The 22,145-nt window shown below is 63.1% G+C and carries 24 protein-coding genes; 18 read left to right on the top strand and 6 right to left on the bottom strand.

The window, feature by feature from the left end; all coding sequences use genetic code 11:
* The first annotated feature begins 10 nt into the window (after window positions 1–10).
* From kdpC to LRA87_RS11655, 11 genes are all read left to right on the top strand, one after another.
* A complete protein-coding gene (gene kdpC / locus LRA87_RS11705; RefSeq protein WP_230631639.1) occupies window positions 11–580 on the top strand; it encodes a potassium-transporting ATPase subunit KdpC in 570 nt (189 codons plus the stop codon).
* Window positions 580–3,249, top strand: coding sequence for a sensor histidine kinase (locus LRA87_RS11700; protein ID WP_230631638.1), 2,670 nt, complete (start codon window positions 580–582; stop codon window positions 3,247–3,249). The genes kdpC and LRA87_RS11700 overlap by 1 nt, the downstream gene beginning before the upstream one ends.
* Entirely contained in the window at window positions 3,249–3,935 is a 687-nt protein-coding gene (locus LRA87_RS11695) for a response regulator transcription factor (protein ID WP_230631637.1), read from the top strand. The genes LRA87_RS11700 and LRA87_RS11695 overlap by 1 nt, the downstream gene beginning before the upstream one ends.
* A gap of 403 nt (window positions 3,936–4,338) precedes the next feature.
* On the top strand, window positions 4,339–4,560 hold the full coding sequence (locus LRA87_RS11690; protein ID WP_230631636.1) for a hypothetical protein: 222 nt from the start codon (window positions 4,339–4,341) through the stop codon (window positions 4,558–4,560).
* A gap of 454 nt (window positions 4,561–5,014) precedes the next feature.
* Window positions 5,015–6,424, top strand: a complete 1,410-nt coding sequence (locus LRA87_RS11685) for a tyrosine-type recombinase/integrase (protein ID WP_230631635.1) — start codon at window positions 5,015–5,017, stop codon at window positions 6,422–6,424.
* 135 nt (window positions 6,425–6,559) lie between these two features.
* Window positions 6,560–6,808 carry a helix-turn-helix domain-containing protein gene (locus LRA87_RS11680; protein ID WP_043061094.1) on the top strand — a complete coding sequence of 83 codons (249 nt, stop codon included), beginning with the start codon at window positions 6,560–6,562 and terminating at the stop codon, window positions 6,806–6,808.
* The gene (locus tag LRA87_RS11675) at window positions 6,805–8,070 is read left to right on the top strand and encodes a type II toxin-antitoxin system HipA family toxin (protein WP_230631634.1); all 1,266 of its coding nucleotides are present in this window, start codon (window positions 6,805–6,807) and stop codon (window positions 8,068–8,070) included. Before LRA87_RS11680 ends, LRA87_RS11675 begins: the two co-directional genes overlap by 4 nt.
* Window positions 8,071–8,289: 219 nt before the next feature.
* Complete coding sequence (locus LRA87_RS11670) at window positions 8,290–8,613, top strand: DNA methyltransferase (protein ID WP_230631633.1); 324 nt, start codon at window positions 8,290–8,292, stop codon at window positions 8,611–8,613.
* 90 nt (window positions 8,614–8,703) lie between these two features.
* Window positions 8,704–9,957 carry a DNA (cytosine-5-)-methyltransferase gene (gene dcm / locus LRA87_RS11665; protein WP_230631632.1) on the top strand — a complete coding sequence of 418 codons (1,254 nt, stop codon included), beginning with the start codon at window positions 8,704–8,706 and terminating at the stop codon, window positions 9,955–9,957.
* Complete coding sequence (locus LRA87_RS11660; protein ID WP_230631631.1) at window positions 9,950–10,423, top strand: very short patch repair endonuclease; 474 nt, start codon at window positions 9,950–9,952, stop codon at window positions 10,421–10,423. The genes dcm and LRA87_RS11660 overlap by 8 nt, the downstream gene beginning before the upstream one ends.
* Window positions 10,420–11,814, top strand: coding sequence for a type II restriction endonuclease (locus LRA87_RS11655; protein ID WP_230631630.1), 1,395 nt, complete (start codon window positions 10,420–10,422; stop codon window positions 11,812–11,814). The genes LRA87_RS11660 and LRA87_RS11655 overlap by 4 nt, the downstream gene beginning before the upstream one ends.
* A 141-nt stretch (window positions 11,815–11,955) precedes the next feature.
* Here LRA87_RS11655 and LRA87_RS11650 read toward each other — a convergent pair whose 3' ends face one another.
* Together LRA87_RS11650 and LRA87_RS11645 are read right to left on the bottom strand one after the other, a co-directional pair.
* Window positions 11,956–12,243 carry a DUF1330 domain-containing protein gene (locus tag LRA87_RS11650; protein WP_230631629.1) on the bottom strand — a complete coding sequence of 96 codons (288 nt, stop codon included), beginning with the start codon at window positions 12,241–12,243 and terminating at the stop codon, window positions 11,956–11,958.
* Between the two features lie 127 nt (window positions 12,244–12,370).
* The gene (locus LRA87_RS11645) at window positions 12,371–13,339 is read right to left on the bottom strand and encodes a zinc-dependent alcohol dehydrogenase family protein (protein ID WP_230631628.1); all 969 of its coding nucleotides are present in this window, start codon (window positions 13,337–13,339) and stop codon (window positions 12,371–12,373) included.
* A gap of 192 nt (window positions 13,340–13,531) precedes the next feature.
* Here LRA87_RS11645 and LRA87_RS11640 point away from each other — a divergent pair, with 192 nt between their 5' ends.
* Window positions 13,532–14,161, top strand: coding sequence for a TetR/AcrR family transcriptional regulator (locus LRA87_RS11640; protein ID WP_230631627.1), 630 nt, complete (start codon window positions 13,532–13,534; stop codon window positions 14,159–14,161).
* Here LRA87_RS11640 and LRA87_RS11635 read toward each other — a convergent pair.
* Window positions 14,158–14,553 (bottom strand): tautomerase family protein, encoded by a 396-nt coding sequence (locus LRA87_RS11635; protein ID WP_230631626.1) that lies wholly within the window; start codon window positions 14,551–14,553, stop codon window positions 14,158–14,160. The two genes, LRA87_RS11640 and LRA87_RS11635, sit on opposite strands and share 4 nt — an antisense overlap.
* A 334-nt stretch (window positions 14,554–14,887) precedes the next feature.
* Here LRA87_RS11635 and LRA87_RS11630 point away from each other — a divergent pair, with 334 nt between their 5' ends.
* Entirely contained in the window at window positions 14,888–15,877 is a 990-nt protein-coding gene (locus tag LRA87_RS11630; protein ID WP_230631625.1) for a zinc-dependent alcohol dehydrogenase family protein, read from the top strand.
* An 82-nt stretch (window positions 15,878–15,959) separates the two neighbouring features.
* On the opposite strand, the gene LRA87_RS11625 is transcribed toward LRA87_RS11630, so the two are convergent.
* Window positions 15,960–16,850: a LysR family transcriptional regulator gene (locus tag LRA87_RS11625; protein WP_230631624.1), complete on the bottom strand. Its 891-nt coding sequence runs from the start codon at window positions 16,848–16,850 to the stop codon at window positions 15,960–15,962.
* 95 nt (window positions 16,851–16,945) lie between these two features.
* Between LRA87_RS11625 and LRA87_RS11620 the strand changes: the two genes are divergently transcribed.
* Together LRA87_RS11620 and LRA87_RS11615 are read left to right on the top strand one after the other, a co-directional pair.
* Window positions 16,946–17,281 (top strand): nuclear transport factor 2 family protein, encoded by a 336-nt coding sequence (locus LRA87_RS11620; RefSeq protein WP_230631623.1) that lies wholly within the window; start codon window positions 16,946–16,948, stop codon window positions 17,279–17,281.
* Window positions 17,278–18,066 carry an SDR family oxidoreductase gene (locus tag LRA87_RS11615; RefSeq protein ID WP_230631622.1) on the top strand — a complete coding sequence of 263 codons (789 nt, stop codon included), beginning with the start codon at window positions 17,278–17,280 and terminating at the stop codon, window positions 18,064–18,066. Before LRA87_RS11620 ends, LRA87_RS11615 begins: the two co-directional genes overlap by 4 nt.
* A 406-nt stretch (window positions 18,067–18,472) precedes the next feature.
* Here LRA87_RS11615 and LRA87_RS11610 read toward each other — a convergent pair whose 3' ends face one another.
* Complete coding sequence (locus LRA87_RS11610; protein ID WP_230631621.1) at window positions 18,473–19,183, bottom strand: hypothetical protein; 711 nt, start codon at window positions 19,181–19,183, stop codon at window positions 18,473–18,475.
* Here LRA87_RS11610 and LRA87_RS11605 point away from each other — a divergent pair.
* Entirely contained in the window at window positions 19,176–19,742 is a 567-nt protein-coding gene (locus tag LRA87_RS11605) for a hypothetical protein (protein ID WP_230631620.1), read from the top strand. The two genes, LRA87_RS11610 and LRA87_RS11605, sit on opposite strands and share 8 nt — an antisense overlap.
* 298 nt (window positions 19,743–20,040) lie before the next feature.
* Window positions 20,041–20,544, top strand: coding sequence for a hypothetical protein (locus LRA87_RS11600; RefSeq protein WP_230631619.1), 504 nt, complete (start codon window positions 20,041–20,043; stop codon window positions 20,542–20,544).
* Window positions 20,545–20,827: 283 nt separating this feature from the next.
* Here LRA87_RS11600 and LRA87_RS11595 read toward each other — a convergent pair whose 3' ends face one another.
* A complete protein-coding gene (locus LRA87_RS11595; protein WP_230631618.1) occupies window positions 20,828–21,529 on the bottom strand; it encodes an alpha/beta hydrolase in 702 nt (233 codons plus the stop codon).
* A gap of 350 nt (window positions 21,530–21,879) precedes the next feature.
* On the opposite strand from LRA87_RS11595, the gene LRA87_RS11590 reads away from it, so the two are divergent.
* Window positions 21,880–22,134: a hypothetical protein gene (locus LRA87_RS11590; RefSeq protein WP_056533085.1), complete on the top strand. Its 255-nt coding sequence runs from the start codon at window positions 21,880–21,882 to the stop codon at window positions 22,132–22,134.
* The last annotated feature ends 11 nt before the right edge of the window (window positions 22,135–22,145 follow it).

The raw sequence follows: 22,145 nt of genomic DNA, 5'->3' as shown, positions 1-22,145 counted from the left end.
GACAAGCATCATGGGCAAAGACTTCACTTCCGCGCTTCGGCCCGCGATCGTCATGACGATCCTGTTCGCCGCGCTGCTCGGGATCGTGTATCCGCTGGCGATGACCGGCATCGGGCAGACGATCTTCCCCGCGCAGGCGAATGGCAGCCTGGTGCGCGCGAACGGCACGGTGATCGGCTCGACCGTCGTCGGCCAGGCCTTCACCACCGACCGCTACTTCCAGAGCCGGCCGTCCGCGGCGGGCAAGGGCTATGACGGCCTCGCCTCCTCGGGATCGAACCTCGGTCCCGCGTCCCGCGCGCTGGTCGACCGGATCAAGCGCGATGTCGCCAGATGGCAGGCGGAGGGGGTGACCGGCGCGCTCCCCGCCGACCTCGTCACCGCCAGCGGCTCCGGCCTCGATCCCGACCTGTCGCCGGCGGCCGCCCAAGCGCAGGCCGCCCGCATCGCGCGCGTCCGCGGGATGTCGATCGATGCCGTCCGTGGGATCGTCACCCGGTCGACCGAAAGCTCCATCCTCGGCGAGCCGCACGTCAATGTGCTGGCCATCAACCGCGCACTGGACGCCGCTGCCCCCTGATGCCCGTCGGCGGTGATGACAGACCCGATCCCGACGCCCTCCTGCGTGCCGCCGCGCAGGAGGGCAGGGGACGCCTGAAGATATTCCTGGGAGCGGCACCGGGCGTCGGCAAGACGTTCGAGATGCTGTCCGAAGGCGCCGCACGCCGCCGCGACGGGGTCGATGCCGTCGTCGGCGTGGTCGAGACCCACGGCCGCGCCGAGACCGAGGCGCTGACCCGCGGTCACGAGATCGTCCCGAGGCTCAACATCGCCTATGAGGGCCGCACACTGGGAGAGATGGACCTGGACGCCGTCCTTGCCCGCGCGCCGCGCCTCGTCCTGGTCGACGAACTGGCGCACACCAATGCGCCCGGCAGCCGTCATCCCAAACGCTATCAGGATGTCGAGGAACTGCTTGCCGCGGGGATCGACGTCTATTCGACGATCAACATCCAGCATGTCGAGAGCCTCAACGACATCGTTGCCAGCTTCACCCGCGTCCGGGTGCGAGAGACGGTGCCGGACGGCATCCTCGAAATGGCGGAGATCGAGGTTGTCGACATCCCGCCCGACGAGCTGATCGAGCGGTTGAAGGCCGGCAAGGTCTATCTGCCGCACGAAGCGACGCGCGCGCTCAGCCACTTCTTCTCAAAATCCAACCTGTCCGCACTGCGCGAATTGGCGTTGCGCCGTGCCGCGCAGGCGGTCGATGCCCAGATGCTGGAGCATGTCCGCGCGCTGGGCGTCGGCGGCACGTGGGCCGGATCGGATCGCATCGTCGTCGCGATCAACGAACTTCCGGGCGCGGACGGCCTCGTACGTGCCGCCAAGCGGGTTGCGGATGGCCTGCATGGGCCATGGACGGCGCTGTTCATCGAGACACCGCGCACCGCGCATTTCAGCGATGAACAGCATCAGCGGGTTGCCGCGGCGATGACACTGGCGACGCAGCTCGGCGCAGCGGTTGCGACCGTGCCGGCGACATCCGTGGTGGAGGGCATTCGTGGCTTCCTTGCAGATGCTCGCGCGACCCAGCTCGTCGTCGGCAAATCCCGCAGATCTCGCTGGTTTGAGTTCCTGCACGGCTCTGTCGTCGATCGCCTGATTCGCGATACGCCGGGCGTGACCGTGCACGTGCTGCCGATGGAGGAGGGGCCGGGCCCGTCATCCGTGCATCGTCGGGGCGGCAGCTGGGGAAAGCCCGCCGGTTACCTCATGACGCTCCTGCTCGTGGCAATCGTCACCGCACTTGCCAGCGCACTGTTCCACATCCTCGACCTGGGCAACGTCGCACTGCTGTACCTGCTACCCGTGATGGCAGCGGCAAGTCTGTTCGGCCTGCGGACCGGGCTCTTCGCCGGGATGGCATCCAGCCTCGCCTACAACTTCTTTTTTCTGCCACCAGTAGGGACGCTAAGCGTCAGCAATCCGGAGAATCTGGTGTCGATCTTCGTACTGCTGGGCGTGGCGATCGCCACCAGCCAGCTGACGTCGCGGGTCCGTGCTCAGGCCGATATGGCAGCCGCGAGCGCACGGACGAACGCCACGTTGGCCGGCTTCCTGCGGCAGCTCAGCGCGATCAACGATCCATCGCTTGCGGCGCGGATGATCTGCGACGACGTAGCGCGGCTGTTCGACGTGCAGACGGTGCTCCTGACCGTGTCGGCGAGCTCCGGCCTCACCGTGCAGGCGGCCAGCGTTCCCGGCTACCGCCTCGATACGATGGATATGGCAGCGGCTAACTGGGCATTCGATAACGGCACGTCGGCCGGCAAGGGCTCGGGGACGCTCGCTGCCTCAGAATGGCTGTTCCAGCCCCTGAAGGCAGGCGGCAAGGCGCTGGCGGTGATCGGGGTGGCCAGGGAGAATAGCGGCGATCCGATCCGTGCAGATCAGCTGCCGCTGCTGACCGGTCTGATCGATCAGGCGGCACTCGTACTCGAACGCCTCCGGCTCGAGACGGAGATGCGCGACGTTGATGCCGTCCGGACCCGCGATCGCCTCCGCGCGGCCCTGCTGTCATCGGTCAGCCATGATCTTCGAACGCCGCTGACCGCCGTCATCGCCGCAGCGGATCAACTCGACCACGGCGCGACCCCGGATCTCATCGGCACCATCAAGAGTGAGTCCGCACGCCTCAACCGTTTCGTCGCCAACCTGCTCGACATGGCCCGGGTCGAGGCGGGAGCGTTGAAGCTCAACGTCGAGGCCACCGATCTCAGCGATGCAGTCACGGGCGCCGCGCACGACGCACGCCGGGCGCTGCAAGGCCATGCCGTTCGGCTCGGCGTGCCCCCGTCATTGCCGCTCGTCCGCGTGGACCCGCAGCTCCTGCACCATTGCCTGCTCAACCTGCTCGACAATGCCGGGCGCTATGGTGATCCCGGCACCGACATCATGGTCGAGGGCATCCATCGATACGGCCAGCTCAGGCTGACCATCCTTGATCATGGGCCGGGGTTGCCGCACGGGCGGGAGGCCGAAGTCTTCGAGACCTTCCGCCGGCTCGAGGGCTCCGACCGTGCGATTGGCGGTACCGGCCTCGGCCTCGCTATCGTCAAGGCGTTTGCCGAAGCCATGGGCATGAGTGTCGAGGCCGGGAACCGCGATGACGGAGAGGGCGCCGCCTTTACGCTGGTATTTCCCGCCGACCTTATCGTTCGCAACGCATCCGGGAGCCATATCTGATGCCTGCCAAGATCCTCGTCGTGGATGACGAAGCCCCGATCCGCCGCCTGTTGCGCAACACACTGGAACGGGCCGGCTATGCTGTCGTCGAGGCGGCCGATGGACGCGATGCCCTTCTTCGCGCGCGAGCCGAGTGCCCAAGCGCGATCCTGCTCGATCTTGGTCTGCCGGATAGAGACGGGCTCGGTCTTATCCCACTGCTCCTTCAGAACAGCGATAGCGTCATACTCGTCGTATCCGCCCGCGACGCTACCGACGAGAAGGTGGCGGCGCTCGATCTTGGCGCCCACGATTTCGTATCCAAGCCCTTCGACACGGATGAGCTGCTCGCTCGGCTGCGCGTCGCCCTGCGCCATCGCGGATCGTTCGAAACGGCGCCGAAGATCGTCCGCAAGGGCGACGTGACGATCGATCTCGACCGACGCATCGTCTGTCGCGGAGTGGAGGAACTACACCTTACCCGCAAGGAACATGATGTCCTGGCGGTCTTGGCGCGTCATGTCGGCCGCGTCGTCACCCACGATCGGATCCTGGCGGTCGCGTGGGCAGCAGACGAAGACCCCCGTATTGAATATCTGCGGATCGTCGTCCGCAATCTCCGGCAAAAGCTGGAACCGCCGGGTCCTGTCGGTAGCATCATCGCCAACGAGCTCGGCGTAGGCTACCGGTTGCGTGCCGACCAATAGGATTTGCCGAGATCTGCCGGCTCTGGTGCATTGACGGGTAATCAGGGCCGGCGAGGGATACTGACACCGCCGCCGATTCGGTATCCGAGCGGGCATGCCGAGCACCGTAAGTTCCCTGACTGCGCGGCTGCGAACGTCCTGTGCGGGTCGGTCTTCGATCCATGCTGCGGAGTTCGTCGCTGCCAATCCGGACACGCCGGGCGCGCACGCGCCGGTGATCCAGCCGTTAGCCTCCGTCGACGGCAGCCGATCGCGGTCCGCGTCTAACAGCCTCCCGGCCATCTCCGGCAGGACCGCCCGCTCGCCAATGCTCTCCATCATTGCCTGCGCGCGATCGGCGTAGAAACGGGGCGGGAGACGCCGCGCATCATTAGATGCCTGACGATCGCCTTCACGCCCGTACGTGGACAATGACTATCTCGCCAATTCGAGTGGCGTGCTCAACAGCCTCGGCAATATCGGGTTTTGCTCCGCGTGCTCTATGCGTGGTTCCTTTCCAACGGGTGGTCCGCTCGCTGTGGCCACGCTGGAGAGCCTTAAGGCGGTGGTTGCCAGACTTTCCAACCCAAGGGATGCCGCCGTCGACGGACGGCTTTCGAAGGCTAAGGAGGTCATCGAAGATTAGATCGCATCCGACCGCGATCGAGAGGGCGGGCAGGAGGAGAGCTTCAAGTGATTGGCGTTCCTGAAGCTCCCGCGATGAACGGCGGTGCATCCGCGCACCTTGTTCGACTGCTACATCCCGATCCTGGACGGATCGTTGCCATGGCTCAGGATAGAAATGATCGCGGGGTGGTCGTCCAGCCCCGCCTTGGAGCCCTAGCGATGGGCTAAGTCATTTAAAAAATGGTGCTGCCGGTGAGGATTGAACTCACGACCTCAGCCTTACCAATTTGGGAAATATAGTTCGCTGCTGTACGCCATTCTACGCCAAACTAATGTTATTCAACGCTTAGTGAGAATTGAACCTACGCCATAAATCTCTTGAATACGCCCTGTTTTGATCGAATTTGCTGACAATATGCTTACAATTTCGACCTCCCACGCTATTGTCAGCAAAATACGCGGGAGGGTTGCTTATGGCGAAGCTCACCAAGACCCGGATCGACGCATTGCCGATCCCGGCATTCGGACAGGAAACGCACTGGGACAAGGAGTTGCGCGGGTTTGGTGTGCGGGTGCTGCCATCCGGCCTCAAGACCTTCGTCCTCCAGTATCGCAATGCGGATGGCCGCAGCCGCCGGCTGACGCTGGCCCGGTGCGGGGTGCTGACGGTCGAGCAGGCGCGCGTCGAGGCGAAGAAGCGGCTAGGTGACGTGGCGCGGGGCGACGACCCGATCGAGACGCGCGATGCGGCGCGGGCGGCGCCAACCGTAGCCGACATCTGCGACTGGTATCTGGAGGAGGCGGAGAGCGGACGGCTGCTCGGCCGGCGACGTCTGCCGATCAAGATGTCCACGCTGCGGATGGATCGCAGCCGGATCGAGCGGCACATCAAGCCGCTGATCGGCACCCGCAAGGTGAAGTCGCTGGGGCCGCCCGACATCGCCGCCTTCCAGGCCGATGTCGCGGAGGGGAAGTCGTCGCGGTCACGCGGGGTCGGACGCGGTCGCGATACGATCGGCGGCGTCGGTGCGGGATCGCGGAGCATCTCCACGCTTCATGCGGTGTTCGAGCACGCGCTGCGGCTCGGCAAGATCGACAACAATCCCGCCCGCGGCGTGCGGCGACTGGCCAGCGGCCAGCGGACACGCCGGCTGTCGGTCGCGGAACTGGCCGCGCTGGGCGAGGCGATGCGGGCCGCAGCGGACCAAGGCGAGCATCCCGTCGGCCTTGCTGCGGTCCGGCTGATCCTGCTGACCGGCTTCCGCCGCAACGAGGCGCAGGCACTCCAGCGTGGCTGGGTCGATTTCGATGCCGACTGCGTGATGTTCCCCGACACCAAGAGCGGCGCGCAGGTCCGGGTCGTCGGCGCCGTCGCGATGGAGCTGATCGAAGCGCAGGCGGAGCAGCCGGGCAATCCTTACGTCTTCCCCTCCGACTGGACGGGCACGTGGTACAAGCAGGTGCCCGATCTGGTCGAACGGCTCTGCAAGGCCGCGCAGATCGAGGGCGTGACGCCGCACGTCTTCCGCCACACCTTCGCGAGCATCGCGGGCGAGCTGGGCTATTCCGAGCTGACGATCGCCGGCCTGCTCGGGCACGGCAAGCGCGGTGTGACGCAAGGCTACATCCATATCGATGATCTGCTACGCTCGGCGGCAGACGCGGTCGCGGCAAAGATAGCGGCTGTCCTCGATGGCAAGGAACGGCGGATCGCGCCGAGGCGGCGTACGGTTTCTCAGGTTCCGGCGCGGCCGGTAAGCCGGTCGATGCCGGCCGAGGTGGATGACAATATGCTCATCGCGACGTTGGCCGCGCAGTTCGCGAGCGGCGGCATCGATGCCGATCAGCTCCGGACGGCCGTCGCGCGGCTTTCCGCTGGATAGCACACGGCCTTTCCCGATCGGGAAAGGTCGGGTCAGTAGTGCCGCTTTAGATATCAATCTTTCCCGAACGGGAAAAGCGCACTTGATTTTCCAACGCCGTCGAGCGATCTTTCCCGTTCGGGAAAGGTCGCTTCAATGGATCAGGCTGACACGGAAAACGACGCCGCATGGTTCTCGCGCCGCTTCGGTGCGCTCGTCCGCGCACGCCGCCAGCAGATGGGGCTCAGCCTCGAGGACCTGGCCACCGTCGCGGGCGTCGGCATCCGGTTCATCCACGAACTAGAAAAGGGCAAGCCGACCTGCCAGATCGGCCGTGCCCTGGTCGTGGCGGGGCTGGTCGGGCTGGATCCGGTCACCCTGCTTGAACAGCAGAGCGCCTCATGACCCTTCCGGTCTATTTCGAGGAGACTCTGGTCGGCGAAGTCCATGAGGGTGCCGACGGGCCGCGGTTCGTGTACGCCGCGTCGTGGACGGAGGACCGGCAGGCCTTCCCCATCTCGATCACCATGCCGCTGGGCGAGCGTGAGGTGGAACCCGCCCGGTTCCTGACTTGGGCCAGCAACCTGCTTCCCGAGGCGGAACAGCTCGTGGTCATCGCCCGCCAACTCGGTGTCGCGCAGACCGACATACTCGCCCTGCTGGATGCGATCGGCCGCGACACCGCCGGCGCACTCTCCTTTGGTGCGCCGGGCCTGACCGGCACAGAGCGCTGGCAGCGGATCGAGACCGAGGACGATCTCGAACGCATCATCGAGGAGCTTCCCCGCAAGCCGTTCCTCGCTGGGGATGACGGCGTGTCGATGTCGCTGGCAGGCGTTCAGACCAAGCTGGCCGTGGCCTGCGACGCCGACGGTCGAATCTACATCCCGCTCGATGGCTCGCCGTCGACCCATATCTTGAAGCCCGACAGCGAACGCCTCCACGGCAGCGTCCAGAACGAGGCGTGGTGCCTGACGCTGGCCCGGCACTGCGGACTGACGGTGCCGCCGGTAACGACCGGAGTGGCGGGCGGCAGGCGCTACTTCCTGATCCCACGCTATGACCGCCTGCAGGATGGCGCGCAGTGGCGCCGGTTGCATCAGGAGGACTTCTGCCAGGCGTTGGGCAAGCCGCCTTCCGCCAAGTACGAGCGAAACAGGACGGGCGTCCGTGGCCCGACCGTCGCCGACATGATGAACCTCGTCCGGCGTCAGGCGCTCGGTCCCGATGCGCTCCGGCTGTTCGATGCCGTCGTCTTCAACGTGCTGGCATGCAACACCGATGCCCATGCCAAGAACTATTCGATCCTGATTCCGGCGGGATCGCGGGTGCGGACCGCCCCGCTGTACGATGTCATGTGTGCGGAGGTGTTCGATGGCGTCACCCGCAATCTTGCGCAGACGGTCGCGGACAAGAACCGCGGCGATTATCTGAAGCGCAGGCACTGGTTGCGGCTCGCCGCCGCCTGCGGACTGGGCGCTGCGCCGACCATCCGCCGCGTCCGCGCGCTGGCGAACCGGGTGCTCGCCAATGTCGATCGGGCGCGGACCGATGTCGAAGCCATGCCCGCAGGCGGTGACCCCGCCCTGCCGACGATCGTCGACGCGGTTGCCGCGCGATGCCGCGCGATCCTGGCCGGTCTCGATGACATGGAAGGCGTGAAGTAGGCCGTTTTTGATCGCGCCACTGTTGTGGCGCGGTGCTTAGGGCCAGCCCTCAGCGCCCTTCGGATCATCTTCCGCCCAGCTTCCTCCACCCGCTGCGCGGGTTCCGTGCAGCCGGGTCCCCGCGAAGACGCCCCTCCGGTTGCACACCCGGTCTCGCCGACGGGCAGGAGGTCAGACGCGGCATTCGCTGCGCTGACCTCCAGACCGAAGGACAAGGCCATGACCGACACCGCCAACGCTCCCCGCAACATGATCTTCAACGGCGATTGCATCGACGTGATGCAGGCGTTCGATACCGGATCGGTGGACATGATCCTGACCGACCCGCCCTATGTCACCAACTATCGCGACCGGCAGGGCCGCACTGTTGCCAATGACGATAACGGCCGCTGGCTGAAGCCCGCCTTCGCCGAAATGCACCGGGTCCTGAAAGACGGCGGGTTTGCGGTCAGCTTCTATGGCTGGAACAAGGTGGACCTGTTCATGGAAGCACAGCACGACTATGCCGTCGATATCCCGGGAACGCTGGCTGTATCATGTTGAACGAGCAAATCTCCAGAACATGACCAGAACAAAGCTTGCTCTCTGGGTGTCGGTGCGCCATGGTGTCGTAAATCGACACAGAAGGATGGCATGCGCAGGCTAAGATCAACGGACGGAGAGATTGCTGCGCTCATTACGCGGGCCGGGCTAACGCGGCCTCAGGCTGCAGAACTGATACACGTAACCCCCCGCAGCATCGAGCGCTACATCTCCGGCGACGCGAAGCCGTCGCGGCTCGCGCTGCGCACGCTTGAGGAGGCGGCACGCGTTGCCGCCGCCCCGCCGCGCGAGGTATCGTTTCGCTTCATCGACCTGTTCGCGGGCATCGGTGGCCTGCGGATCGGGTTTCAGGGTATCGGCGGGCATTGCGTGTTCACCTCGGAATGGGACGAACGCGCGCAAGACACATATGCGCTGAATTTTCGCGACAATCACCGGCTGGCCGGCGACATTCGGCCGTTCGCCGAGGACCCTTCGCTGATCCCGGTGCACGACGTGCTGCTGGCGGGTTTCCCGTGCCAGCCGTTCTCGATCGCAGGCGTGTCGAAGAAGAACGCACTGGGTCGCCCGCATGGCTTTCTGTGCGACACGCAGGGGACATTGTTCTTCGACACTGCGCAGGTCATCGAGCATCACCGCCCGGCGGCCTTCGTGCTCGAGAATGTCCGCAATCTCGAGCGGCATGACAAGGGGCGCACGTTTGCGACCATCATGAACGCGCTCGAGAAGGAGCTTGGCTATCACGTCCAGACGCGCGTGATCAGCTCGGAGCATTGGGTTCCGCAGCGCCGCGAGCGGATCTTCATCGTGGGCTTTCGCGAGCCGACCACCTTCGACCTGAACGCGCTCGAGCTACCCGCGGGTGGTCCGAAGCTGGGCAGCATCCTTGAGCGGCACGAGGACGTCGACTCCAAATATACGCTCAGCGAAAAGCTGTGGGACTATCTGCAGGGCTACAAGGCCAAGCATAACGCGAAGGGCAATGGCTTTGGCTACAGCCTGTTCGGCCCCGACGATGTTACCCGCACGCTGTCGGCGCGCTATCACAAGGACGGCTCGGAAATCCTTGTCGCACAGCCGGGCAAGCGCCCGCGACGTCTGACCCCGCTGGAATGCGCACGGCTGATGGGGTTTGACCGCGGCGAGCGTCGCTGGCGCATCGAGGTGTCGGACACGCAGGCCTATCGCCAGTTCGGCAATGCGGTCGTCGTCCCGGTGGTCGAGTTTCTCGCAGATGCGATGAAGCCGCATCTGGAAACCGCGCTTGGCAACGCACCTGTGACCGGTGCCGCCCCGGTGGTCGTCACCCGCCCTGATCGCGCGCGCGTTGCCGTGCATGGCTGATATCGTTCCGGCTGACGTGCGCAGCCGGATGATGGCAGGCATCCGCAGCACCAACACCAAACCCGAGCTGCTGCTGCGCCGGGGGCTGCACGCACGTGGCCTGCGCTTCCGGCTTCACGATCGCGACCTGCCCGGTACCCCGGACCTCGTCTTCCCGCGCCACCGGGGGGTCGTGTTCGCGCATGGCTGCTTCTGGCACGGGCATGATTGCCACCTGTTCAAATGGCCAAAGACCCGTGACGACTTCTGGCGTGCCAAGATCGCGCGGAACCGCGCGGTCGATGTACGCTCGGAAGATGCGCTGGCGAATGGGAACTGGCGTGTCGCCACCGTCTGGGAATGCGCGCTGAAGGGCCGCACGCGGCTCGATCATGGCGCCGCGCTCGATATCCTTGCGGACTGGGTGCGCGGCAGCGACAACCGGCTGGAGCTACGTGGTACCGACCGCCCCGGGGAGAACGCATGACCGCGCAGTTCGACATGTTCGCACAAAGCCATGAGGAGCCCGGCGTGGTCGAGCTGGCCGCGCTTCTGCGGTCGTGCCCGCTCGTGCTGGTCAAGAAACTTTCGAACAACGACCGCGACTGGGCGCGGTTGCCTAACAAGCATCAGGCCGGCGTCTACATTTCCCCGCGCGAGCGTGACAGCGGCTTCTTTCCCAACCTTGTCGACAAGCCGCGCAGCGACGGTGGTGCCGCCATCCGCGAATGCTTCTTCCGCACCGAATGGCCGCAGGTCGACGAGGTGCGCGAGGCGACCCGGCTGGTGCATTACACCAGCAAGGGTCCCGAGACACATCTGACGGGGGTGCCGAAGGCTGCGTTCGCGACGCTATCGCCGGCCTCGTTCCTCGTCATCGGACGCTATGGCGTTGACGGTGCCGCCCGTTTCCAGTGCCTGACCATCGACTCCGCCTCCGATGATGCGCTGGTGCTGGCCGACACCCTTGACCTGCCCGCCGACTTCGTCGCCGGTGTCTTCGAGCCGGAGGCCGCGCTCGCCGCCGAGCGCGAGCGGATCCTCGACTTTGCCGGCGAGGCGACCGCGGCATGGCTGGGAGGCACTATCGCGCAGTTCGCCACCGCCAATGCTGCGCTCCCCTCCACCGCCGTGCTCGCACGAATGGCGCGCGAGCAGTATCTCGCCGGCCATCACCTTGCCACGCTCGACCCGTTCCTCATCGAGAACCCCGGTGACACGGTGCGCGAGATCAGCCGCACGATCGAATGGGAGCTGTTCCGCAAGTTCCAGCGCCGCGAGCGCGCGATCGAGCTGGTCCGCACGATCCTCGGCGACACGCCTGGCGACGTAACCGTCACCGCGGTAATTCGCAGCCTTATCGACAACATCGGCGAGGTCGACCGACTGATGCTGTCCGCCAGCCAGCAGCGCAAGTCACGCGCGGGCTATTCGTTCGAGCACCAGATCGAGGCGATGCTCGCCGCCGGCGCGGTACCGTTCGAAAAGCAGGTCGTGATGGACGCGAAAAAGCGGCCCGACTTCATCCTGCCCTCGCTTGCGCGCTTCGTCAAACCGGTTCCGGGCGCCGCCAACGGTCTGATCCTGAGTGCCAAGACGACGCTGCGCGAGCGATGGAAGCAGGTCCAGCGCGAGATGGCTGGCGGCGACCTGTTCCTCGCCACCGTCGACGAGAACGTCGCTGCCAACGCGATCGAGGACATGGCGACGCTGGGAATCGTGCTCGTCGTGCCCGAGGCTCTGCGCATGTCGCGCAGTACCGAGTACGTCCGTCATACCAACGTTATCGGGTTCGGGGACTTCTTCCGGACCGAACTGGCAGGCAGGCGGATGCCGGAGTGGGGCTGCTGGGCTGGGCCGAGTCACGGCGGCCAATGAGACCCATAACCAGTCATTTGCGGCCTGCTTTGGGCTCGCCAACTTCAGCCATTCATTCATGCTTGCCGCGTCGCTCGTCAGCGCTGGATGCTATGCTGTCATGTGCGGAGCAAAGGCCGGCGGTCCGATAGCTGTGTCTCGCTATTCTCCGACAACGATGAGGCCATTGGAGGTCGCCGCCGCGTTTCGCATGGCCTTAAGCGGTTGATACTCGGGCGCGTTGTAGAAGTCGCGGACGGCTTGGCGGCTCGGAAATTCTAGCACGACGAGCCAGGTCGGAGACCAGCGTCCCTCGACGGTTTCCGGGTGGAGTTCTTTCGCAAGCGGTTTGCCGCCGAATTGCGCGGCAAGCGCGATCGCTGCGCCCTCGTATTCGGTCATTGCAGGTAGGTCATGGACGGTGAGATCGATGAGGACATGAGCGGTCATAGGAGCTTTGCCTGGCTTTATTGGAGTGCCGTGTTGAGCCTATCGCTCTTCCCGAACACTGGTTCGAGATCGAGGCAGTCAAAGGCCGCTCCGTCGACGAGATCGTCAATGGAGCGGCGGTGGACTGTTACTCTGCAGTGAAGTCGAGGATGACCTTGCCGCCGCGCTCGGCGTGGATGGCTGCCTCCACGATGGCGGATGGCGGATAAACACCGCTGACCGGCGTATGCAGGGCCCCATTTACGACGAGCGGCAGTACGTCCCTGACGGCCGCGGGCGCCGCAGCGGCCGAGTCCGGGTTGCCGAGGAAGAAGCCGTGGACGGTGACTTGTTTGAAAATGGGCGACCATGCGGGGATCGACATCGTCGCGCTGTCGAGGATGGAGTAGGCAACGATTGCAGCGCGGGGCGAGACGATGTCGGCAAGCACGCCGATTGCCTTACCGCCGACGGAGTCAATGCCAAGACCGATCCGGCCACCGTCAACCGCCTTCTCGGCTTCCGCCTTGGTCCCGTCGCTTGTAACCAGGACCACATCGGCGCCAGCAGCCTGCAGTTCGTCGACCAGTTCGGGGCGGCGTACGATGTTGAGCGTCTTGTAGCCCCGAGCCTTAGCGATGCTGATCACGGCCCGGCCTACGCCCGAGTTGGCGGCGTTCTGGACAACCCAATCACCCGGTTCCAAGGTCGTGTATTCGCTAAGCAGAAGGGCTGCCGTGGGGGGATTGATGCCGAGCATCGAAAGCTGGTGCAGGTCGGCCTCCGGCAAGGCGAATAGGCCCGCCGCGGAGACTGTCATCCGCTCGCGCCAGAGCCAGGTAAAGGTTGGCAGAAGCACCCGGTCTCCAATGGCGAGATGATTGACGTTTTCACCCAAGCCGATGACGCGGCCGACCCCCTCGTTGCCGACCGGCCCCGGCACCGTTGGCAGGACGGGAAAGCCGCCCTTGATCACATAGATGTCGTGAGGATTGAACGGAGACGCCTCAAGCTGAACGAGCACCTCGTTCAAAGCGGGAGCGGGCGGTTCAGGAAAGTCTGCCCATCGCAGCACATCACGAGGCTCGCCGAAGGCAGAAATTTGGATCGCTTTCATCAGGATGGTCCTTTGGTCGAGCAGCAAGGCCGCGGCATTTATTTAGTGGAGCGGTAGCTCCATAAGGCCGCTCTGGTCCTCTCGATCTTGGACGTCAACATGAAAGTGGAGCTACCGCTACGAATATGGTAGCTGGCGGGTTGGAAGCATGGACGACGTCGCTTCAAGCCGCAGGTTAGGAGAAGAAGCACGATGACGATCAAGGGTGAGACGCAAGCCTCTCGTGGGCGCGGCCGTCCACGGCTGTTCGACCGGGCGGCGGCGCTCGACCGGGCAATGCGCGTATTCTGGCAGAGGGGTTACGAGGGTGCGACCTTCGACGAATTGATTGCCGCTATGGGGGTCAGCCCCTCGAGCTTCTACAACGCCTTCGGCAACAAGGAGGCCCTCTATCGGGAAGCCGTCGGAGCATACCTCACAGGGCCCGGCGGCTTCTTTCCCGCGGCGCTGGCCGGAGAAGGTTCAGCAAGAGACGCGTTTGCGCGACTAATGATGGCTACAGCGGCGGCCTACACGGACGATACCGGTCCTGCGGGCTGCATGATCTCTCTGGCCGGGCTCCACGATGCCCCCGAACGTGCCAACCTCAGCGACTTCATGCGTGAGATCAGAGGCCGATCGCGAGCACTAATGGTAGAGCGCCTGAACGAGGGTGTCCGGAACGGCGACATGCCGAGCGGTACCGACGTCGCCCAGGTCGCAGACTTCTATGAAACAGTATTCAGGGGCATGGCGGTTCGTGCGCGTGATGGCGCCGATCGTGTGATACTCGAGAAGACCGGAATGATGGCGCTAGAGGCGTGGCCCGGCGGGCCGGCCTAGTCGTCGCCCTTGTCAAACGGACTGAAGCCTTTGCCGAACGAGAAGTTCTCCGACGGCAATGGAATAAGGGTCACGAATACATCGTCCGGTCTGATGCCAACAGCGAGGTGGAGGCGCTGGACGATCTCCTTCAACAGCTTTCGCTTTTCCGACATCGGACGTGATGCCGGGATGTGAACGGAGATGACGATCGCACCCGCCGAACGCTCCACATCCTTGTACGTGGGATGCATGAACATGAAGCCTTCGGCATGCTCGTTGATCACGACGAACTTGTCCTCGGGTGGCAGGCCAAAGCTGTCCTGGAGGGAGTGCGCGAGGGAATCCGCGATCGCCTTGCGCTGATCCAGAGAAAACAGGTCCTTGGGAACGTGGACGTTGAAAAATGGCATGACGTGATCCTCACTACAAAGTGCTTACTCGGCAGGACAAATTAGTGGAGTGGCTACTCCATAAATTGCTCTGCTTTTGATCAGGGCAGTCGTCAAGCAATTTTGGAGTTAAGGCTCCAAAGGAACGGAACGACAAGCTTTTAGTGAGGATGGGTCTGGGCATGTGCCAGCTTCATTTACAGCTGGGTGAGACAAGGAGAGCAGGAAACAGCTGTGACAACATGGCCGATGTAAATAGGAGTGGGCCCTCCATATTACGTTGACGCTGGATCAAACGTCTCTTAGGGATTTCTGGAGCAGGCGCTCCTTAAAGCGACCCGCATGGAGATATCTGATGAGCCGAGTAGTCCGAATCCACGAATACGGTGATGCCAGCGTTCTCCGGATTGATGACGTGGACGTCCCGTCGCCCGCTGCCAACGAGGTTCAGATCAAGGTCAAGGCGATCGGCATCAACCGTGCCGAGGTCATGTTCCGCACTCACACCTATCTGCAGGAAGCGCGCTTCCCAAGCCGCCTGGGCTACGAGGCTTCGGGTGTCGTTGAGACGGTCGGAGCATCGGTCAAGGGCTTCGCCATCGGTGATGTGGTCAGCGTCATCCCCTCTTTGGACATCACTAACGGTGGCACCTACGGCGAACTGGTCAATGTGCCATCGCGCTTGGTCGTAAGGCATCCGGAGAGCTTGTCCTTCGAGGAAGCCGCAGCGGTTTGGATGCCGTATGTCACAGCTTGGGGTGCTCTGATCGAGCAGGCAAAGCTATCTCAGGACGAGGCGGTCATCATCTCCGCGGCGTCCAGCAGTGTCGGCATCGCAGCGTTCCAGATCGCGAATATCGTTGGCGCGACAGTCATTGCGACGACGCGAACCGGCGCCAAGCGCCAGGCGCTTCTTGAGGCCGGCGCCGACCATGTCGTGGTGACGGATGAAGAGGACCTCGTTGCGAGGGTTCTTGAGATCACGGATGGCATTGGCGCTCGGGTCGTGTTTGACCCGGTCGGTGGGCCCTCTTTCGGACCTTTGACGGCCAGCATGGCACGAGGTGGAATTCTGCTCGAATATGGCGTGCTCAGTGCGGAACCCACGCCGTTCCCGTTGCTTACCGTCCTGAGCAAGAGCCTGACGCTGAAGGGCTACCTCTACACCGAAGTCGTGTCCGACGATGCGATTCTCGGACGCGCCAAGACCTTCATCACAAACGGTTTGGCGTCGGGCGCCCTCAAGCCCCTGATCGCACGTACCTTTGCCTTTGCCGACATCCAGGACGCTCACCGTTTTCTGGAATCCAACGAGCAAATCGGCAAGGTCGTCGTCACACTCTGACCCAGTCCCAGCCATCCAGTCGCGCATCTAGAAACCAGGTATCCGTTCGTTGGCGCGCGTGCAGCCACATACTTGTTGTTCCTCAGCCGACGTCACGGGCCATGTCGATTAACGCCTTGAACGCGGCTGAGGAGTTGCGCCGGCTCGGATAATAGAGGCTCAGGCGCGCCAGTGGAGGCGTCCACTCCTGCAGCACACGAACCAGTCGGCCCGCTTCGATGTCCTCGGACACATCGGAGGTCATGAAGTATCCGACTCCGACGTGATCCAGCACCGCCATCCGGGCAAGGCTCGCTTCGTCGAGCGTCATCGGGCCGTTGACGTCAACTTGAAGCGGCTCTCCATCCTTCTGAAATTGCCAGCGATGCAGTGCGCCGTTCGGGAGCCGGATGCGCAGGCAGGCATGCCGCATCAAATCGGGGGGTACACGGGGCTCGCCATTGATCTCGAAGTAAGTCGGTGACCCGACCACAGCGAAGCTACGCGGGCGGCCGACCGGGATGGCGATCATGTCGCTCGGCACGAGATCAGCGCTTCTCAGGCCGAGATCAAAGCCCGCCTCGACGATGTCCACGATCCGCCCCTCAGTGACGAGGTCGATATGAACCTGAGGATAGCGCCGAAGGAATTTGAGCAGAAGCGGGCGCAGGACCTCTCGCGCACCCGCCGCAAAGGCATTGATGCGGATTGTGCCGGACGGCGTCTCCAGCTGTGAGCGGGCAAGGCTCATCGCCTCGTGCAAGGTCCTGACCGCGGGCCTGATCTGTTCGACGAAGGTCTGTCCTGCATCTGTGAGCGAGACGCTGCGGGTCGTGCGGTTGAACAGACGGACGCCGACACGACGCTCGAGCTTGGCGATCAGGTTGCTCAGAGCCGTCGCTGACAGCCCGAGTTCCAGCGCGGCAGCGCGGAACGATCCTCGCCGCTCGATTGCGAGGACCGCGTCAAATTCGCTGAGACCATCACCGGCCATTATCCTGTTTTCCGCGACGTAAGATGTCGCTCTGTATCGATTATCATTGGCAATCGTATCGCTAGATTGTGCTCGTACCGTCAAGGAGCCGAGCAATGATGATCGAACTACCCAAGCCTATCGCCGATTATATCGCGGCGAACGCCCGTCTGGATCTGGACGGAATGGTGCAGCCCTTCGCGCCCGACGCGGTCGTTTTCGACGCGGGCATCGGCAAGCAATTTGAGGGGCAGGTTGAATTGCGAACCCTGTTCCAAGAGGAGGTTATTCCGGTGAAGGCGATCTTCACGCCGGACGCGGTCCGCCACGAAAACGGCAAAGTGGTGGTCGAGGGGCCGGCGCATGGTGACTTCTCGAGCAGCCCTCTCCGCTTCACCTATACCTTCACGCTCGAAGGCGATGCGATCAAGGCGTTGGAGATCACGCTGTGACCGCCGCGATCGATGCGAGTGAGTTCGCCGGCAAGCGGGTGCTTGTTAGCGGTGGGACCAAGGGCTTGGGTCGCGCGACCGTCACGCGCTTCCTGCAAGGAGGAGCGCAGGTCATCACAGCCGCCAGGGGCGACGCCAAACCAATCGCTGACGCAATCTTCGTGCAAGCAGATCTCACCACCGTCGACGGCAGTGTAGCACTTGCCAATGCTGCACTCGACAGGATGGGCGGGGTCGATATCATCGCTCATGTGGTCGGCGGATCGACATCGCCCGGTGGCGGGTTCGTTGCGCTCACGGACGAGCACTGGCTTGCCGAATTGAACCTCAACCTGCTTGCCACCGTCCGGCTCGATCGCCTCCTCGTCCCGCAGATGATCGATCGGGGTGCCGGCACAGTTGTACACGTCACCTCGATCCAGGCGATCCTGCCCCTGCCGGATTCGACTACCGCTTACGCCGCTGCCAAAGCCGCGCTCAGGACCTACAGCAAGTCCATCTCCAAGGAGCTCGGCCCTAAGGGCGTGCGGGTCAACGCCGTCTCGCCCGGCTGGATCGCAACCGAGGCTGCGATCGACTTTCTTGAACGTCTTCAGGCTGCAAATGGCGGCACAATTGAGGATGCGCGGCAACTGGTGCTCGATGGCTTGGGCGGCATTCCGATTGGGCGGGCGGCCGAACCGCACGAGGTCGCTGATCTGATCGCCTATCTCGCCTCAGATCGCGCCGCTGCGATCCATGGTGCCGAGTTCATCATCGACGGCGGCACAGTTCGCACCGTTTGAGCCTCAGGCCGGGGACGATGCTTGTCGCATCCATCCCGGCCGCACTGGTGCAGCAGCGCCCGCAAGACCGGACAATTAGGCCGCAAGTCCTTGATCGTTGCGAAGGGGCTGCGACGACCCACAACCCGTCGTTCGCCCCGCAGTTTGCAACCACCCAGCTTCGGACGTTCGTTCATGTCCAGCGACGACAGCTTTCGGCAACCGTAAATTGCCATTCGAACGACCGCCATCGGGTGGAAAACGGTCATAAAGTTACAAATCGTCACCCCTGCTAGCGCTCCAACATGCCATTGGAGCGCAGCACCGCACCAAGCCCCCCGACAAGGCCCTCAACCAAGATGCGCCGGATCATCCATGTGGTCGGTCCCTAAGCCAACGTGGGAAGACCCCTTCAGACGGTCGATCGTCAAGGTTTCACGGCGGGGGCGAACCCGTTCGCCCAGTTTGCAAACCCCGGCACGAATGCGATCGGCACCATGAACAGTGGCGAGAGGATTGCCGCTGCGCCCCAGTACCAGGCCACATGGATACTCCCCTGCGTTCGTCGTTCGTGAACCGCGCTCCAGAAGACCGGCGCGAGCATTCCCGCCTCCATCAGCAGCAGACCGATCGGCCCAAGCTGTTCCATCGGCACGATCCGAGCCCAAGCGGGAGCGACCGCGATGATCGTGGCGCACGCCAGAAGCCGACGATGCCAGTCGCTGCGCCGCCGCACACGGATTGCCAACACCACCAAGAGAGCAAACGGGATCAATCCGCCGATGTTTGTCACGATCGTAAAGGCGGGTTCTGACTGGCGGCCACCGGCAATCGAGCCAAAGGTTGTCCAGATCCCGGTCGTCACCAGGGCGACCGCGATAAACGCGCCGATCCAACCAAACGTCCGGTGCAGCTCGCGCTGTCGCGTGCCGATCAGCCATGGCTGCATGACCGCCAAAACGCACCAGGCTAAGCCGATGGTAGCATGCAGGTAGACCGTGAGTGGCAACGCACTGTAATTTGTGCGGCCGCGGATGGGTTCCAAACCGAACCCAGCGATCACGACAAGCACCTGCGTAAAGGCAATCGCCGCGAACAGGCGCGGTTCTCCGCTTATTGAACGGAAGCTCTTGATCACGGCGACTCCCAAACGCGAATATCGCCGTTGTTACCGCCGAAAATGCGCGCTGGCGAGCGTCGGCTATTGGGCCTTAGCCGACTGGCAGCTTTGCGGTCGCAATGACCCACAAAACGACATTTGCGCGCTCTTCGCCGACCCCAATTTCGGCCCCTTGTTCATCTCGCTAAAAAGGTTGCTGTTGTACTATGCCGACCAGCGGATTTGGATCCGCCGAGATGGTTTAGCCGTTTGTACAGCAGAGCTGGCTTGGGCGCTGCCGCCAACGGTCATGGGGAACAAGATGAAGCTCTGGCACTCTGCTGCGGTCGCAATTGGGATGGCGCTTGCTGTGCCAGTCGCTGCTCAGGACTTAGCACCGGCCATCGATCTCGGGACCGTTGCGCAAGGTGCGTTGATCCAAGGCACGATGGAGGGTCATGCCGATAGAGCCCGAGCCCGTAAACGGGGGCAGAAGGCTACTCTCGCACGTGCCGATGAATGCGCCCGAGCGTGGGGCCGGCGCGAGCAGATGAACCGTGCCCAGCGACAGCGCCTCTACGACCTCTGCCCGCGCTGAGCCGCGCTGCAACGTGCAATCAACGAGCGCCGAAAATTGGCGCGCCTCAATCCCCTAGAACTCTCGCTTGACCCACAACACGACGTTCGGCGGTTGTTTCGCGCTCCCCAACTTCGGACGCTCATTCATGTTCGCCCAACACTTCGACCAGCCATGGCGGAAATGGCAAGAAGTGAGACTTTGCCGTCGTTTACTAAATGGTCGTGAATGTCGGGTTTCTGCCTAAATCGCCTATTCTCAAGGCATTGGAGGCCGTATTCACAAGAAATCAGTAATTTCTTAGCGTTACCTTCTTTCCATGGCGAACCTGACGAGACTTGGCGTAAATCTCAGCGGTCTTGCGCGTTCTGCGCCTGCTGCTCCTTGTGGGTGTGATGAACCGAAACTCTGGCGGATAACCCACCATGACCATATTCTCGACCTCGCTCACTCTCAGCTGAAGCAGGCGCTTATGGGCAGAACAGCGGACGACTCACTCGAGAGCGAGTTCAGCGAGTGGTGCCGTGAACACGGGCCCAAGTTCTACCAACGGGTCTTGGCCATTCGTTTTGATGGAGGCCATCACCTCGTCCGCTTCAAACCCGTTATTTTCTGCCGCGACTGCAACGCCAAGGATGGTAATGGCAAGCAAGGGAACATTGACCCGAACGTCCGATGGTACTCCATGACCCCGGCGCAGCTTGCAGATGTGGCAAGCAAAAGACTTTCTTGGGCTTGCATCTATCGCCAGGACCGCCACGCGCTGGGAAAGCGTGTGAAATTGATGACTGCGCTGGTCACTGCAGAGCTGTCCAGCCGCTAATTGCATGCAAAGAGCGATTCCAGCGTGATCAGCCGTTCCTTCGCCGGCCATAGAACGGCATGAACTGGTCGACAGCCGCCACTAGGTTCGCAGCTGACAGACCCACAAGCAGACGTTCCCGGTGACCCTTCGCCTTTCAAAATTTAGACATTCGTTCAGGTTGCTGCAAATAGCGCAACAGGGGAGTGGAACCCGCATTCTCGCCGACTGAGGGGATGTCGACTTTGAAACTGCCTTTCGGCTGAGGATTTTCTCTGTATCCAGCACCTTCCAAGACGTACGATCAATTTACCTTGCGTACGAAGCTGGCGACATCCTCGAGCACCGGTGCCCTGCTCCTAAATGGACGCGCTAGCGCCAGGAGAAGGCCGACATGGCCCATCTTCGGATAGGACCGGAGGTCCACCGAAACGCCACCCGCACGCAATCTTGAGCCCAGCGCTTCACTGTTACGCGGGCGGACAATGGTGTCGTCCGCTCCAACGAGCAGCAACGCTGGTGGATCTCCGGTCCCGGCCCACGTGACGGGCTGCGTGTCCTTGGGCCGGGGCCACCCACCGAATGCGGCACGACTGGCGTCGACATCGAAAGGAGCAAAGTCATAGGGGCCAGCCATTCCTATGAAGCCTCTCACCGCCTGCCGATCGTCCTTCAGCCAACGATCGTCTACCGCTAGCATGGCGGCGATATAGGCGCCTGCCGAATGCCCCATCAGCACGAGCCGAGCCGGGTCCCCGCCGAACTCTGCAGCATGTGCCTCGGTCCAGCGCACGGCTGCTGCGCCATCCTCCACGAAGGATGGATAGCGAACCGTAGGCACGAGCCTATAGTCGGGGATAACGACAACGAACCCCTTTGCCGCCAACGCTCTGCCGACGAAGGCATAGCCTGAGCGCGATCCGCTGTTCCAGCTTCCGCCATAGAAGAACACCACGACCGGCCGCCGACCAATCGGTTGAGGCCGTGGTGCATAAACGTCCAGCATCTGCCGTGGATCGTTACCGTATGCTACGGCGGTTGCGACCCTTCCCGCACCTCGATCTTTGGGCACCAGCGTGTCGAACACGCCTAGCGGCGAGCAGCCAGCGGCGAAGAGGCTAGCCAGGACCGTGAGGCGAGCGCGAAGGGTCGTGGTCATGCTGTTCAACGTCCTCTTTCCGTCTCTGCAATGATGCGATCGATCATCAACATGGGTGGACGCATGTTCGACCTTGTGGATCGCTCTTGTCTCCACTCCGGGGCGCCGGCGCGGACGGTACATCGCCATGGTCCACGGCATGACCAGCGAACCCGCAGACTTTGCATCGAAACCGCTGCACCCGCCGTATCTCGATCATGAACCCTGAGCCCGACCTCTCCTCAGATACTGCAGCTTCGGTCGAAGCGGGCTCGGAAGGTCGCTACCGGCGCATCCTTGATATGACGGCTGCACTCAGGGCAATGTTCGGTGATGCAGCTTTAGCTATTGCCGATGGTCAACCCGGCGCCTTCGACGTCGGCGGGAGGAGTGGTATCCGGTGGCAGGACCTGGCGAACGAATTACGCGCCGCCAAGCTGCCTCACACAATAGCCATCCCGCCGACGCCGTGACGCGTCACCGG

This window comes from Sphingomonas sp. Leaf37 (assembly GCF_920939475.1).
Taxonomy (GTDB): domain Bacteria; phylum Pseudomonadota; class Alphaproteobacteria; order Sphingomonadales; family Sphingomonadaceae; genus Sphingomonas.
The sequence above is the reverse complement of the archived record's forward strand: the minus strand, read 5'-3'. Positions and strand labels throughout refer to the sequence as shown.

What these genes read in the sequence shown, in the direction of transcription:
- LRA87_RS11625 (WP_230631624.1), bottom strand. Translation starts at nt 16,850, where the DNA reads ATGGCCGGTGATGGTCTCAGCGAATTTGACGCGGTCCTCGCAATCGAG.
- LRA87_RS11680 (WP_043061094.1), top strand. Translation starts at nt 6,560, where the DNA reads ATGGATCAGGCTGACACGGAAAACGACGCCGCATGGTTCTCGCGCCGC.
- LRA87_RS11635 (WP_230631626.1), bottom strand. Translation starts at nt 14,553, where the DNA reads ATGCCATTTTTCAACGTCCACGTTCCCAAGGACCTGTTTTCTCTGGAT.
- LRA87_RS11645 (WP_230631628.1), bottom strand. Translation starts at nt 13,339, where the DNA reads ATGAAAGCGATCCAAATTTCTGCCTTCGGCGAGCCTCGTGATGTGCTG.
- LRA87_RS11650 (WP_230631629.1), bottom strand. Translation starts at nt 12,243, where the DNA reads ATGACCGCTCATGTCCTCATCGATCTCACCGTCCATGACCTACCTGCA.
- LRA87_RS11620 (WP_230631623.1), top strand. Translation starts at nt 16,946, where the DNA reads ATGATGATCGAACTACCCAAGCCTATCGCCGATTATATCGCGGCGAAC.
- LRA87_RS11630 (WP_230631625.1), top strand. Translation starts at nt 14,888, where the DNA reads ATGAGCCGAGTAGTCCGAATCCACGAATACGGTGATGCCAGCGTTCTC.
- LRA87_RS11600 (WP_230631619.1), top strand. Translation starts at nt 20,041, where the DNA reads ATGGCGAACCTGACGAGACTTGGCGTAAATCTCAGCGGTCTTGCGCGT.
- LRA87_RS11660 (WP_230631631.1), top strand. Translation starts at nt 9,950, where the DNA reads ATGGCTGATATCGTTCCGGCTGACGTGCGCAGCCGGATGATGGCAGGC.
- LRA87_RS11675 (WP_230631634.1), top strand. Translation starts at nt 6,805, where the DNA reads ATGACCCTTCCGGTCTATTTCGAGGAGACTCTGGTCGGCGAAGTCCAT.
- LRA87_RS11655 (WP_230631630.1), top strand. Translation starts at nt 10,420, where the DNA reads ATGACCGCGCAGTTCGACATGTTCGCACAAAGCCATGAGGAGCCCGGC.
- LRA87_RS11685 (WP_230631635.1), top strand. Translation starts at nt 5,015, where the DNA reads ATGGCGAAGCTCACCAAGACCCGGATCGACGCATTGCCGATCCCGGCA.
- LRA87_RS11590 (WP_056533085.1), top strand. Translation starts at nt 21,880, where the DNA reads ATGAACCCTGAGCCCGACCTCTCCTCAGATACTGCAGCTTCGGTCGAA.
- LRA87_RS11700 (WP_230631638.1), top strand. Translation starts at nt 580, where the DNA reads ATGCCCGTCGGCGGTGATGACAGACCCGATCCCGACGCCCTCCTGCGT.
- LRA87_RS11670 (WP_230631633.1), top strand. Translation starts at nt 8,290, where the DNA reads ATGACCGACACCGCCAACGCTCCCCGCAACATGATCTTCAACGGCGAT.
- kdpC (WP_230631639.1), top strand. Translation starts at nt 11, where the DNA reads ATGGGCAAAGACTTCACTTCCGCGCTTCGGCCCGCGATCGTCATGACG.
- dcm (WP_230631632.1), top strand. Translation starts at nt 8,704, where the DNA reads ATGCGCAGGCTAAGATCAACGGACGGAGAGATTGCTGCGCTCATTACG.
- LRA87_RS11640 (WP_230631627.1), top strand. Translation starts at nt 13,532, where the DNA reads ATGACGATCAAGGGTGAGACGCAAGCCTCTCGTGGGCGCGGCCGTCCA.
- LRA87_RS11595 (WP_230631618.1), bottom strand. Translation starts at nt 21,529, where the DNA reads ATGCTGGACGTTTATGCACCACGGCCTCAACCGATTGGTCGGCGGCCG.
- LRA87_RS11695 (WP_230631637.1), top strand. Translation starts at nt 3,249, where the DNA reads ATGCCTGCCAAGATCCTCGTCGTGGATGACGAAGCCCCGATCCGCCGC.